The 13,545-nt window shown below is 62.9% G+C and carries 11 protein-coding genes; 3 read left to right on the top strand and 8 right to left on the bottom strand.

Annotation, left to right across the window (positions count from 1 at the left end; genetic code table 11):
- The first annotated feature begins 250 nt into the window (after window positions 1–250).
- A complete protein-coding gene (locus tag ACTHXA_RS09965; RefSeq protein ID WP_441671900.1) occupies window positions 251–1,249 on the top strand; it encodes a hypothetical protein in 999 nt (332 codons plus the stop codon).
- Between the two features lie 488 nt (window positions 1,250–1,737).
- On the opposite strand, the gene ACTHXA_RS09960 is transcribed toward ACTHXA_RS09965, so the two are convergent.
- Window positions 1,738–3,171, bottom strand: coding sequence for an NAD(P)H-quinone dehydrogenase (locus ACTHXA_RS09960; protein ID WP_441671898.1), 1,434 nt, complete (start codon window positions 3,169–3,171; stop codon window positions 1,738–1,740).
- Window positions 3,172–3,218: 47 nt separating this feature from the next.
- Here ACTHXA_RS09960 and ACTHXA_RS09955 point away from each other — a divergent pair, with 47 nt between their 5' ends.
- Together ACTHXA_RS09955 and ACTHXA_RS09950 are read left to right on the top strand one after the other, a co-directional pair.
- Entirely contained in the window at window positions 3,219–4,064 is an 846-nt protein-coding gene (locus tag ACTHXA_RS09955; RefSeq protein WP_441671896.1) for a purine-nucleoside phosphorylase, read from the top strand.
- The gene (locus ACTHXA_RS09950) at window positions 4,061–5,824 is read left to right on the top strand and encodes a phospho-sugar mutase (protein WP_441671894.1); all 1,764 of its coding nucleotides are present in this window, start codon (window positions 4,061–4,063) and stop codon (window positions 5,822–5,824) included. Before ACTHXA_RS09955 ends, ACTHXA_RS09950 begins: the two co-directional genes overlap by 4 nt.
- A gap of 69 nt (window positions 5,825–5,893) precedes the next feature.
- Here the strand turns inward: ACTHXA_RS09950 and ACTHXA_RS09945 are convergent, their stop codons facing one another.
- The 7 genes from ACTHXA_RS09945 to ACTHXA_RS09915 all read right to left on the bottom strand — a co-directional run bounded on the left by ACTHXA_RS09945 (window position 5,894) and on the right by ACTHXA_RS09915 (window position 13,469).
- On the bottom strand, window positions 5,894–6,376 hold the full coding sequence (locus ACTHXA_RS09945) for a PTS sugar transporter subunit IIA (protein WP_441671892.1): 483 nt from the start codon (window positions 6,374–6,376) through the stop codon (window positions 5,894–5,896).
- Window positions 6,376–7,494, bottom strand: a complete 1,119-nt coding sequence (locus ACTHXA_RS09940; protein WP_441671890.1) for an adenosine deaminase — start codon at window positions 7,492–7,494, stop codon at window positions 6,376–6,378. Before ACTHXA_RS09940 ends, ACTHXA_RS09945 begins: the two co-directional genes overlap by 1 nt.
- A 133-nt stretch (window positions 7,495–7,627) precedes the next feature.
- Window positions 7,628–8,923: a thymidine phosphorylase gene (locus ACTHXA_RS09935; protein ID WP_441671888.1), complete on the bottom strand. Its 1,296-nt coding sequence runs from the start codon at window positions 8,921–8,923 to the stop codon at window positions 7,628–7,630.
- Window positions 8,924–8,977: 54 nt separating this feature from the next.
- A complete protein-coding gene (locus ACTHXA_RS09930; protein ID WP_441671886.1) occupies window positions 8,978–9,370 on the bottom strand; it encodes a cytidine deaminase in 393 nt (130 codons plus the stop codon).
- Window positions 9,371–9,410: 40 nt separating this feature from the next.
- Complete coding sequence (locus ACTHXA_RS09925; protein WP_441671884.1) at window positions 9,411–10,700, bottom strand: ABC transporter permease; 1,290 nt, start codon at window positions 10,698–10,700, stop codon at window positions 9,411–9,413.
- Entirely contained in the window at window positions 10,697–11,974 is a 1,278-nt protein-coding gene (locus tag ACTHXA_RS09920) for an ABC transporter permease (RefSeq protein WP_441671882.1), read from the bottom strand. Before ACTHXA_RS09920 ends, ACTHXA_RS09925 begins: the two co-directional genes overlap by 4 nt.
- Window positions 11,964–13,469, bottom strand: a complete 1,506-nt coding sequence (locus tag ACTHXA_RS09915) for an ABC transporter ATP-binding protein (protein ID WP_441671880.1) — start codon at window positions 13,467–13,469, stop codon at window positions 11,964–11,966. The genes ACTHXA_RS09920 and ACTHXA_RS09915 overlap by 11 nt, the downstream gene beginning before the upstream one ends.
- Between the last annotated feature and the right edge of the window lie 76 nt (window positions 13,470–13,545).

Raw genomic sequence — 13,545 nt, 5'->3', positions numbered from 1 at the left:
CGCCACGCCGCACGTAACCCGGGCACCCAGCGCTCTTCATGGTTCGTACTTCAACCATGCTGAGCGCTACCAACCATGATTACGAGTCCGCGACATGCACCCGACGCCGCGGCGATGCGCCCGATGCCACGACCTACCCCGATTCCGCGCGGCGGATGCGAGTTGTCCACAATTGCGTTCGTGAGCCTGCGCATCCACAGGTCGAGCGTCCTTCTAAGCGCGAACTGTCGAAATCCCGTTGACTGTCGCCATGCAGATCTTGTTCGCAAGGCAGTTTGAGTCAGCGTCAGTACCCACAGTTCCGCTCCACCAATTGGCAGCCCGCAATAACTGGGCGAGAATCTACCGCGGTGCATACCTTCAGATCCACAATGACAAAATTGGTGATCTTGATTCGATCATTCTGCATGCGGCAAAAGTCATCGCGGTTTCGATGTCTACTTCGGCAGCAGTGGTGAGTGGTTTGAGCGCCGCGATATTGCATGACCTGCCGATCAGCTATCGGATGGTGCCCGACCGAGTGCATGTGACGAGGTCTGCGAAATCTCGCGCAACCGAGTGGATCATCTCGCATCAGGCCGAACTATCTGATGAAGACATCGTCGAGGTCTCCGGCATCCGCTGCACGTCGGTTTTGCGAACAATCCAGGACCTCGCCGGGGTTCTCGAACTATATGAGCTTCTTGCGATTGCGGACACCGCACGCAGCCGAGGGATCGATTTGGCACCGTTGCAGTCGCCGCGACGAAACGGAAGAAAACTGCGTTGGCTCGTAGCGCATGCTTCCGATCGCAGCGAGAGTTTCGCCGAATCCTGGAGTAGGTGTCTGCTGATTTCTGCCGGGATGGACTTGCCGCTACTTCAGCCGTCGGTCCTGTTGCTGTCCAACAACCGATTTCTTGGGCGGCCTGACTTCGGAACTCCCGATGGCTTGCTGGGCGAGTTCGATGGAAGGATCAAGTATGGGGCGCTAACGTCCGCCACCAAGACTGCGGCGGATGTCGTCATGGATGAAAAGCGACGCGAAAACGGACTCCGCGATGCAAACTACGAGCTGTTCCGCTGGGACTGGCAATTGCTCCGTCAACCAGAGTTGTTCATTCAACGGTGGCGCAATGCGGAAGATCGGGCGCGACAGTTACCGGCGCCGCTGGGACGTTACGACATGCTCCCGGTGAAGCAGGGCTCAGCAAAAGACTGGCGCAGTCACTTCGAATGGGACCCGGATATGGCAGCGGTGCGCATTTAGTGTGCCCAACGATACGCCAGAGTTGCGCACCGAGTGTGCGCCATCGCATCGCAATACGTGCCCGTGGTGCCTGTGTGCCGTGTAAACCGGGCTGCCAGCGGTCATCATGGTTCGTACTTGAACCATGATGACCGCTACCAACCATGATTACGGCACGACCCCAGACTCCGGTCGCCACGACGTGCTCCCGGCACCGCGCCGTGCTCGAGCCGCCACGCCATCTGTAGGTCGGGCAGCAAGCGGTCATCATGGTTCGTACTTCCACCATGGTGACCGCTACCAACCATGATTACGGCAGCACGCTTTGCTGCCAACGACATGCAAAACGTAGGTCGGGCAGCTGGCGCTCATCATGGGTGAAGTACGACCCATGATGAGCGCTAGGTGCAATGATTACGCGACGCGACGCGCGCGACGCACGTGCACGCGACGCACGCAACGCACGCAAGCGCAAAGTGACGCCGCGACGCACCGCACCGACGCGGCAACTAATCCGTCGGCCGGTGCATCGCGCGGGCCGCATCCACGATCGAGCCCGACAAAGACGGGTACACTGCCCAGGATTCGGCAACCTCGTCGACGGTCAGCCGCTGCTCGATCGCAATGGACAGCGCGAGCAGCAACTCCGACGCACGCGGCGCCACGATCACGCCGCCGATGATGGTGCCGAGGTTATTGCCCGCAATGAGCTTCACGAATCCATCACGGAAGCCCTGCATTTTCGCGCGAGGGTTGCCGGCGAGGTCGAGCTTGTACACGCGGCCGCTGCGAAGCTGTTCCTTCACGTCCTTTTCTTGCCAACCCACGGTCGCGATTTCCGGGTAGGTGAAGACATTCGAGGCCACGTTGCGGCGGCTGATCGGATGCACCTGGTCGCCAAGCGCGTGGAATACGGCGGTGCGTCCCTGCGTGGACGCGACGGAGGCAAGCGGGAAGAAGTCGCTGCAGTCACCCGCGGCATAGACGTTCGGAATCGAGGTTCGAGCAACTCGGTTGACCACGATGTGCCCCGAATCGGTGGTCTTGACCCCGATGGTCTCGAGCCCGAGATCGGCAGTGTTCGGGATCGAACCGACGGCCATCAGGCAGTGCGAGCCACGCACTTCGGTGCCGTCGGAGAGCGTCGCGACCACTTCATCCCCGTCGCGCACGACGGACTCGGCGCGAGTCTTCGAAAGCACATTCATGCCGTTGCGGGTAAACACCTCTTCGATCACGTCGGCGGCGTCGGTGTCTTCGCCCGGCAGCACGCGGTCACGCGAAGAGACTAGCGACACCTCGGCGCCGAGTGACTTATATGCCGATGCGAACTCCGCACCGGTCACACCGGAACCGACCACGATCAGGTGCTCGGGCAGCGTCTCGAGGTCATAGAGCTGCTTCCAGGTGAGGATGCGCTCCCCATCCGGCTTTGCACTGTCAAGTTCGCGGGGGCTCGCACCCACCGAAACCACGAGCGTGTCGTATTCCACGTGATCAAACTCTTCGCCGGCCGTGCCCGCGGTAACCGAAACTTCCCCATCGGCCACGATGCGACCGTGCCCCTCGATGATCCGCACACCGGCATCCTTCAACTGGCGACGAATGTCGTCCGACTGGTTCTGCGCCATCCGCAGCAGCCGCTGGTTGAGCTTGCCGAGGTTCACGGCGACCTCGGGACGGCGGGCGTTTTCTTTGTCATCGCGCACGAAGAACTGGATGCCGAGCTCATCCGCGTCTTGAATGGACACAGCGGCCTCAGCCGAGGCGATCAGTGCCTTCGAGGGCACCACGTCCGTGAGCACCGCGGAACCGCCGACTCCCGTGCGTTCGATAAGGGTCACGTCGGCGCCGAGCTGGGCGCCTGCGATTGCGGACTCATATCCGCCGGGTCCGCCGCCGATGACGACGATGCGATGTTTGTCCGTGATTTGTGCAGCCATGCCCTCAATCTTGCCACCTATAAGGGACACTCCCCTACTCTGTCCATATGTCTCTTACGCACCCGACAGATTCCGTGCACCCACTCGACGTCCCTGGTTCAGATCCGCGGGTCATTGCCGAGGAGGCGGCGAGCGTCATTGCGGAGCGCACTGGCGTCTCGAGTCACGATATTGCGCTCACGCTTGGCTCAGGATGGGGTCAGGCAGCCGAGTCGATCGGCGAGCTCGTTTCGGAGTTCCCAGCTTCGGTGGTTCCGGGGTTCTCAAAGCCCGCGTTGGCGGGACACACCGGAATGATTCGATCGATTCGCCTCGAGTCCGGAGCGCACGCCCTCATTATCGGCTCGCGGACACACTTCTACGAGGGCCACGGCGTTCGCCGGGTGGTGCATTCGGTTCGCACAGCTGCCGCAGCGGGCGCGAAAATCATGATCCTCACCAACGGCGCGGGCGGGCTCAACCCCGACTGGGCGCCCGGCACCCCGGTGCTGATTCGCGACCACATCAATCTCACCGCCGCATCCCCACTCGAGGGCGCCACCTTCGTGGACCTCACCGACCTCTACTCCCCCCGGCTTCGCGACGCGGTGAAAGGCCTCGAATCGCTCGACGAGGGCGTATACGTGCAGTTCCGCGGCCCCCACTACGAGACGCCCGCCGAAGTGAAGATGGCCGGAATCATTGGTGGCGACATCGTCGGGATGTCCACCGCGCTTGAGGCAATCGCCGCGCGCGAAGCGGGCATGGAAATCCTCGGGCTCTCACTCATCACGAACCCCGCCGCGGGCATCTCGCCCACACCCCTGAACCATGAGGAAGTCATTGCCGCTGGCCGTGACGCACAGACGCGTCTCGCCGACCTCCTTGCCCGCATCGTCAAGGAGATTGCATGACCCCGCTACCGCTCATCCGCGAATCGCAGGTCGCTATCCGCTCGGCAGCCCAGCGATGGCTCGCACAGGACCCAGACCCGGCAACCCGCGCCGAACTCGAGTCGCTGCTCGCGACGGCAGGCGAGGTGAACCAGCCCGGCCAGCAGCTTAAGGATGCCGATGAGTCGCCTCGCGCCGAAGCCTGGCGGGAATTGAATGACCGGTTTTCTTCCCGGCTTTCCTTCGGCACCGCTGGCCTACGCGGTCGGCAAGCGGCGGGCCCGAATCGGATGAATCGGGTCACGGTCGCGCAGGCGGCTCGCGGTCTCGCGGACTACCTGCTCGCCCACGGCGAATCGCCCACGGTCGTGATCGGCTATGACGCGCGCCACAATTCGGATGTGTACGCTCGCGATACCGCCGAGCTGATGACCGCGGCCGGAGTGCAAGCGACGCTCTTACCGCGAGCGCTGCCAACCCCGGTACTCGCATTCGCGGTGCGACACCTCGAGGCTTCAGCGGGCGTGATGGTGACTGCTTCGCACAACCCGAAGTGGGATAACGGCTACAAGGTGTATCTCGGCGGCGAGGATCAGGGCTCGCAGATCGTGCCACCGGCCGACAAGGAGATTGCCGCGGCGATTGAACACGTCGCGACACGCATGCAGATACCCGATCTCCCGCGCGCGCAGGACTACGCGATCGCGCCCGAATCGCTTGTGGACACTTACGTGCGCGAGACCGCGAAGGTGTTCAACGCATCCGTGGTGCCGCTCAACGTCGCATATACGCCGCTGCACGGGGTGGGCCGCGATACGTTTTGGGCGGTGCTCGATGCCGCCGGAATTCCGCGTCCCGAGATCGTGGCTGAGCAGGCCGATCCGGACGGTGATTTCCCGACGGTGTCCTTCCCGAATCCCGAGGAGCCCGGCGCACTCGATCGCGCCTATGCGACCGGGGATGCCGCAAAGACCGAGCTGATCCTCGCGCACGACCCCGACGCCGACCGGCTCGCGGTCGCGGTGCGCACGGCCGAGGGTTGGCGGCTCTTCGGTGGCAATGAGATTGGCAGGATGCTCGGCTGGCGCGCAGCAAAGGCCGCGGCGTCCGCATCTCAGGATGGCACCGGGCTCAGCGATCCGGACCGCACCCGCGGCACGCTCGCCACTTCTCTCGTCTCCTCGCCCGCGCTCTCCAAGATCGCGGCCCGGTTCGGCCTCGACTACGCGCAAACCCAAACCGGCTTCAAGTGGATTTCCCGCGCCCCCGGCATTATTTACGGCTACGAGGAGGCGCTCGGTTACCTCGTGAACCCGGAAACGGTGCGCGATAAAGACGGCATTTCCGCAGCCCTCGCGATTCTCGAACTCGCCATGGCAGAAGCGGCGGCCGGCCGCACACTGGCCGACCTCGACGATGAGTTCACGACCGAGTTCGGGGCCTTCGAATCGCGTCAGGTGGCGCTTCGCTACGAGTCGCCGCAAGCGCTCCCCGAGGTGATGGCGAGCCTGCGCAATAAGTTCCCCACGAAGGTGGGCGAGGTCAAGGTCGCCCGCGTACACGACCTCGAAACGGATCCGGAACCGGCCAATATCATCGAGCTCGAGCTCGCGGACGAAACTCGCATCATGATTCGCCCTTCGGGTACCGAGCCCAAGATCAAGGTCTATGTGGATGCGAATAGTAGCGATGGCAGCGTCGCCGAACGCAAGGCTTCAGCCTCGAGCCGGGCGGATGCCGCGGCCACCGCGATGCGCTCTATGCTCACGCCGCTGGAGTAATGCCCGCGGCCGCGTGCACGAGCGATGCGACCGTCAGCGAGGTCCTCGACGGCGGCTCATGCCCGGCCGCTAATGCCCAAACCGCAGCGCGGGCAAGTGTGTGCGAATCAGGTCGAAGAGTTCCTCATCCGATGCCGCCCGCACCGCCTTCGTCACGAGGCTGTTGTCTCCGTCGAGGCCGTTTGCGATGCCCGCAACCACATCGAGGTGCTGCGCGTGATTCGTCGTGCTGATCGCCACCACGAGCCCCACCGGGTCGTAGTGGGCGTGCCCGAAATTGACGCCGTCGGGGATGGTCACGGCCGCGAGTCCCCGATGCAGCGAATCGGCGCTCGGCTGCGCGTGCACGAGCGCGAGCCCCGGGGCGATCACCGTATACGGACCAAATTTCTCAATGATGTCCACGAGTTTCTTCGTGTATCCGGGGCGCACGCAGCCCGCATCCGCCAGCAGTCCGCCAGCGAGCTTGACCGCTTCCCGCCAGTCACTCACGACCGCGCCACGCTGCACCATCGAGGTGTCGAATCGCAGTTCGATTTGTGTTCCGTTCACTATCGTCCCTCGTCAAATCCCGCAGCGATCATGTCGCTGAGTCGGTCTCGGTCATCCGAAGGCAAGAACGCCGCCTCAGCCGCGGCATACTGAAATTGCTCGAGGTCGTCGAGTTCGTAGTTGAATTCGTTCGCGAGTCGTGCCAATTCGAGGGATGCCGTGGTTGCGCTCATAAGACGATTATCGGTGTTGACGGTGACAGTAAAGCCGAGTTCGTACAGCAAATTAAAGGGATGTGCCGCGAGAGAGGGCGCGAGGCCGGTCTGCAGATTGGATGTGGGAGCCAGCTCGAGCGCAATGCGGCGGTTCTTGACCCACTCGGCAAGGCTCCCTATGTGCGCGAAGGTACCCTCCGCATCCTCATCGTGCAGGTCGATATCGTCGGCGATGCGTGCCCCGTGACCGATTCGCAGCGCACGGGCGTCGAGGACTGCCGACTCGATCGAATCGAGGCCGTCCGCTTCACCAGCGTGCACCGTGACAGGGATGAATTCCTCCGCCAACAGGTCGAAGGCATCCTGGTGGTCGGATGCGGGAAATCCTTCCTCGGGGCCGGCGAGGTCAAAGCCACACACGCCTCCGGGGCGGGCGTGCGACTCGTGGTGTTCGGCGACGGCGTTGGCGATCTCTTCCGAGCGGTTCCCCTGCCGCATCGCGCACAGCAGTTGCTGCACGCGAATCCAACCGCCGCGGGCCTCCACGTCCGCAATCCCCTGTGCGATGCCGTCTTCCACCGCGCTGACCGCCTCGGCGATGCTGAGGCCGCGGCCCAGGTGCTGCTCGGGGGCCCAGCGAAGTTCTGCGTAAATCACACCGTCTGCGGCAAGGTCCACCACCGCTTCACGAGCGACGCGACGCAGCGCCTGGGCGGTCTGCATCACGCCAACGGTGATGGCAAACGTGGACAAATAGGAGGTCAGTGAACCGGAATCGGCGGCCTCGTGAAACCAGTTCGCGAGGAGTTCGGGATCGCTTTCGGGAAGTTCGAACTCAATCTCTGCCGCGAGTTCCACGATCGTGCTCGGCCGCAGTCCACCGTCCAGGTGGTCGTGGAGCAGGATCTTGGGGAGGGTACGCGCATCCGCGCCATTGGGCAGGATGAAGTCTTCCTCACTCATTGCGAACTTTCACTCTCTCCGTTGAACCAAGTTGACGATGTTTCCGCTGATCAGCGTACCCGGAATCTACCCACCGAGCGCTGTGCCGGGTTGAACGCTCACCTGCTATTGGGGTGCGCAGATGAATTTCCCGCTACTTTGCGGTGATCCGTTCTGCGATCAAGGGTGCTCCCTCGAACACAGTACCCGGATCCGCGATCTCCCATGCGCCGGATAGCGACTCGAGCGCCCCCGCAAATCTCGAAGCATCCTCCGCGTGCAGTGTCCACAGTAGGTCACCCGCCTTGATTGTGGCGCCCGGCTTCACCGCGAGATCAATTCCCGCCGAGTGAACAACCGGGTCCTGCTTTCGCGCACGACCCGCGCCGAGCCGCCACGCTGCCACGCCGAACTGGTACGCATCCTGCGAGACGAGCACGCCGTCACGATCCGCCCGCACCTCGTGCGATTCGGGGGCGACTGGTAGTTTCGCATCCGGGTCGCCGCCCTGGGCCACGACAGTCGCGCGCCACACATCCATCGCCTGGCCGCCTTTGAGGTGTGCCTCGACATCGACGTCGGGCTGGCCCGCGAGCGCGAGCATCTCCCGCGCCAGCTCGCAGGTGAGTTCGACCACGTCGGCCGGTCCGCCGCCCGCGAGCACCTCGACGGACTCACGCACCTCGTTCGCGTTGCCGATCGTCAGGCCCAGCGGCACATTCATATTCGTGAGCAGCGCCGAAATATTGAGTCCGGCGTCGCTCCCGAGCGCGACCATCGTATTGGCCAGCTCACGAGCCTTCTCGAGATCGCGCATGAACGCACCCGAGCCGTATTTCACATCCAGCACGAGCGCCCCGGTGCCCTCGGCGATCTTTTTCGACATGATCGAGGATGCGATGAGCGGGATCGCCTCGACCGTCCCGGTAATATCACGCAGGGCATAGAGCTTCTTATCGGCTGGCGCGAGTTCGGCGCCCGCCGCACAAATGACGCCGCCGAGCTCTTGGAGCTGACGGTACATTTCCTCGTTGCCGAGGTCCGCGCGCCAGCCCGGGATGGATTCGAGTTTGTCGAGGGTGCCACCGGTGTGCCCGAGCCCGCGGCCGGAGAGCTGCGGCACCGCGACCCCGAAGGAGGCGACCAGCGGCATGAGCGGCAACGTGATCTTGTCGCCGACACCACCGGTGGAGTGCTTGTCGGCGGTGGGACGACCGAGCTGCGAGTAGTCGAGGCGCTCACCAGAGTTGATCATTGCGGTGGTGAGGTCGAGGATTTCGCGCCGATCCATGCCATTGAGGAAGATCGCCATCGCCATGGCCGCCATCTGCTCATCACCGACATAACCACTCGTGTAGCGCGAAATGAGCCAGTCAATGGCTTCGGTGGCGAGGCTGCCACCGTCTCGTTTCTGTCGGATGAGGTCAACTGCGGCATAGGGTTCGATCAATGCTCACTCCTGGATGTCTGGCAGTGGATGTTGGGATGGCTCGCGACGCTGCGGCTATCTGCCAAGGTGCGCCGGGCCGAAGGACTGCGGGAGGATCGCTTCGAAGGGCAAGATGCCCTCCGGGGTGTCGATCAGCATGTCTTCGGTACGGAACTCGTTGAGCAGTTGTCGGCAGCGCCCACAGGGCATGAGCACCTCGCCGAGTCCGTCGCAGCAGGTGAACGCCACAATGCGTCCCCCGCCGCCGCGCGCGAGTTCCGAGACGAGACCGCACTCGGCACACAGGCCCACGCCGTAGGAAGCGTTTTCGACATTGCATCCGGTTACGATTCGGCCGTCATCCACGAGCGCGGCGGCACCGACCGGATAGTTCGAATACGGCACATAGGCCTGCTGCATCACCGCACGCGCGGCGCCGCGCAGCGCATCCCACTCGTTCTCATCCATCAGCTATTCCCTTTCGGCCGATGACGGCCCACGCATCCCACTACTTCACGTACGGCGTACCGCTGGCTGCGGGAGCCTTGGACTGTCCAACGAACCCGATCACGGCGAATACCGTCACGATATAGGGAACCATTGAGAGCAGTTCGGAAGGCACGTTCGCGCCGACCTGGGTGGCGAGGGTTCGGAAGTTGGATGCGAAGCCGAACAGCAGTGCGGCGGCGGTCGCGTAGACGGGGTGCCAGCGGCCGAAGATCAAGGCCGCGAGCGCAATATACCCCTGGCCACTCGTGACTTCCTGGTTGAAGGCGCCCACCGAACCGAGCGTGTAGAAGGATCCGCCGACACCGGCAATCGCGCCCGAGAGCAGCACATTGAACCAGCGGGTGCCGGTGACATTGATGCCCAGGGTGTCGGCAGCCTTGGGGTGCTCGCCGACCGACCGCATCCGCAGCCCCCATTTGGAGTTAAACAGCGCCCAGGTCATGAGCGGCACGAGGATGAACATCAGGTAGGTGATGATCGAGTGCGAGAAGAGCACCGGTCCGATTACCGGAATCTCCGAGAGCACCGGGATGCGCCAGGTTGGGTAGGTTGCGGGGCTGTTATAGAGGTCGGGGTTCCCGTACATGAGCCCCGAATAGAGGTAGTTCGTCAAGCCGATCACGATCATGTTGATGACCACACCGACCACGACCTGCTCGACCCAATAGGTAATCGAAAACAGTGCCAGCACGAGCGATACGATCACCCCGGCGATCAGTGCCGCGAGAATTCCCGCAATCCAGCTACCGGTCATGGATGCGACAAGCGCGCCCGCGAACGCACCGGCAAGTAGCTGACCTTCGATCGCGATATTGACCACACCGGCGCGCTCCGACACGAGGCCCGCCATTGAACCGAAGACGAGTGGAGTCGATATCGCGAGGGTTCCGGTCAGGAGCCACACGAACGGGACGTTCGCGCCGGCACCGACCCAGATAATGAGCGAAATCACCCAGAGTCCGGCGAATACGCCAATGCCCCACATCGGCACCGGCTTGCGGTCGTAGGCGAGCTTCGCGGCGTAGGCGGCAAACGCGAGCATCAGAATCGCGAGGATGAGGTTGGTCACCATCGTGGGGACGATGAGCGGTGGCAGCTCGAGGGCGACCGCACGGCTGTTGAGGTCGATCCTCGTGGTGACCGACGCATCCGGCTGCAACGCGAATACCAGGAGTGCGAGGAGTCCGAAGACGCCCAGCAGGATCGGAGTCTTCCACTTGCGTGGGGCGATGGCCGAGTCCCCGGAGCCGGCAGCGGCGGCGGGCTTGGGCGAAATGGTGGTTGTCATGATGAGGCCTTCGCCTTTCGAGCAGCAACGCGGTCAGCGAGTTTGGTGCCCGTCGGCCGCGGGAGGAAGCCGAGGAATCTCGGCGCCGCCACGAAGAGCACGATGAGTCCCTGAATCACCGGGATAATGTCTCGCGGGATTCCCGCTTGAATTTCCATCGACACCGATCCCGCCTTGAGCAATCCGAACAGCAGCGCCGCAAGCACGATGCCGACGGGGTTATTGCCACCGAGCAGTGCCACGGTGATGGCGTCGAAGCCGACGCCCGCGTGGATGGTCGGTTCGATTCCGGAGGGGTGGACTTCGAGAGTTTGGGTCGCGGCAGCGAGACCGACGAATGCGCCGGAGATCGCCATTGTGATGACCGTGATGCCCTTGACGTTGATGCCCGCGGTCCGTGCGGCGTTCGGGTTGATCCCCACCGCGCGAATTTGGAAGCCGATCGTTGAGCGGTCCATGAGCCACCAGTAGATCACCGCGGCGAGTAGGACGATCAGAAACCCGAGCCCAAAGCTGCCGAAGAGTTGCGGCATCACCGCGGTGGATTCCACCGCTTTGGACTTCGCGAATCCGGGGGCATTTGGGGACTGGAACAGGGGCTGCTTGAGCAGGTAGGTGATCCCCCAGTGCGCGATCCAGTTGAACATGATGGTGAGGATCACCTCGTGTGCGCCGGTTTGTGCCTTGAGGAAACCGACGATCGCCGCCCACATCGCGCCGCCAAGCACTGCCGCGATGATCGCGACGATGAGGTGCAGACCAATGGGCAGGCTCCAGGATGCCCCGACGAAGCTCGCGAAGAGCGCGCCGACCAGCATCTGCCCCTGACCACCAATGTTGAACAGGCCTGCGCGGAAGGCCACACCGAGACCGAGACCCGCGGCAACGAGCGGTGTCGCCCACTGCAGCGTGGCCAGAAGCGGTTGGAAGCCGCGCGAGGGGCTGTAGATTGCACCCTGGATCATCGCGCGCACCGCATCGCCGACGAGTTCCCCGGCAACGTTGAAGAAGTCTTGCGGGCGGCTGAAGAAGTAGCCGAGAGTCTCCTGCACCTCTTCATTGGTGAATACCGCGATGAGCATCCCGACCATAAGCGCCAGCAGAATCGCGACAATGGAGCGGACCACTCCGCCGCCAAGAATGTCACGCCAGATTCCGCGCCAGGGTTGATCAGCAAGCGCATTCCTTGAGCCGCCGGGCTTACCGCCATTTGGCATTTTGTCGACGGGACCCTGCGGGTCCGGCGGAGTGAGCGCGGAGTTACTACTGGACATGCGGGACTCCTGCCATCATCTTGCCGAGCTCTTCGCGGGTGGCTGTCGGTGGCACGATGCCCATGCTGCGACCGCCGTACATGACCATGATCCGGTCGCCGAGCTGCGAGACCTCATCGAGCTCGGTTGACACGATCAGTACCGGGATGCCCGAGTCGCGCGCAGCCACAATCTGCTTGTGCACAAACTCAATCGAGCCGACGTCGAGACCGCGGGTGGGCTGGGATGCAACGAGCATTTTGAGCTCTCGGCCCAGTTCGCGTGCGAGCACGACCTTTTGCTGGTTACCTCCGGAAAGCCTGCCCGCGGGTGTATCAATTGAAGGTGTGCGGATATCGAAATCCGACACCGCTTTGTCTGCGAACTCACGAATCGCTTTGAGGTTGAGCGCCATATTCTTCGAGAACGGTTCGTGGTGCAGACGGTCAAGGATCACGTTCTCGGCGATCGTGAACTCCCCTACCAGACCATCGGCATTGCGGTCCTCGGGCACGAAGCCGAGCCCCGCATCCAGGGTCTTTCTTACCGATTCGGTGAGGAGGTCTTTGCCGTCGAGCAGGATCGAGCCGGTGGTGTTTTCGCTCAGGCCGAGGATCGCTTCGGCGAGCTGGGTCTGCCCGTTACCCTGCACACCCGCGACCACGAGAATTTCGCCCGCGCGAATTTCGAAGGAGAGATTGTCGATCTGGGCGGTACCGTCCTTCCCGAAGACCGTGAGGTTCTGCACCTGAAACACGGGCTCGCCGGGAGTCGCGGGGGCCTTGTCCACCGTGAGGCCAACCGAGCGGCCCACCATCAGGGAGGCGAGTTCTTCATTGGATGCTGTGGGTTCCGCCTCGCCGACCACCTTGCCGCGGCGGATCACGCTGATCTTGTCGCTCACCTGTCGCACCTCGCGGAGTTTGTGCGAAATGAACACGATCGAGGTGCCCTCTTTGCGGAGCTCATCCATGATCGTCATAAGCTCGTCAGTCTCCTGTGGCGTGAGTACCGCGGTCGGCTCGTCGAGCACGAGGATGCTGGCCTCCTGCGAGAGCGCTTTGATGATTTCCACGCGCTGTTGCTGGCCAACCGAGAGGTCCTCGATCTTGGCGTCCGGGTCGATGTGGAACCCGAATCGGGCCGAGATATCCCGGACCCGATTGCGCGCCTCATTAAGATCGAGTCGGCCGGGCCACTTCGTCGGTTCGCGGCCCAGCATCAGGTTTTCGGCGACCGTGAACACCGGGATCAGCATGAAGTGCTGGTGCACCATCCCAATTCCCGCGTCGATCGCGTCGCCCGGACCGGAGAACTTGCGTGCCACACCATCCAGCAGAATCTGGCCCTCTTCTGGCTCATAGAGCCCATAGAGCACATTCATCAGTGTGGATTTTCCAGCACCGTTTTCGCCGAGCAGGCTGTGGATCTCGCCTTCTTCGACAGTGAGGTTGATTTGGTCGTTGGCGGTGAAGTTACCGAAGCGCTTCGTGATGCCGCGCAGCTCGAGTTTCATCTGCTCGTTTCTTCTCCGGGCGAAAGGGGCGAATAAACCCCGGTTTCCAGCTGAGTCGTTGCGGCTACAGCGTGAA

It is taken from the genome of Gulosibacter sp. (assembly GCF_052090685.1).
In the GTDB taxonomy this organism is placed as follows: Bacteria; Actinomycetota; Actinomycetes; order Actinomycetales; family Microbacteriaceae; genus Gulosibacter.
The sequence above is the reverse complement of the archived record's forward strand: the minus strand, read 5'-3'. Positions and strand labels throughout refer to the sequence as shown.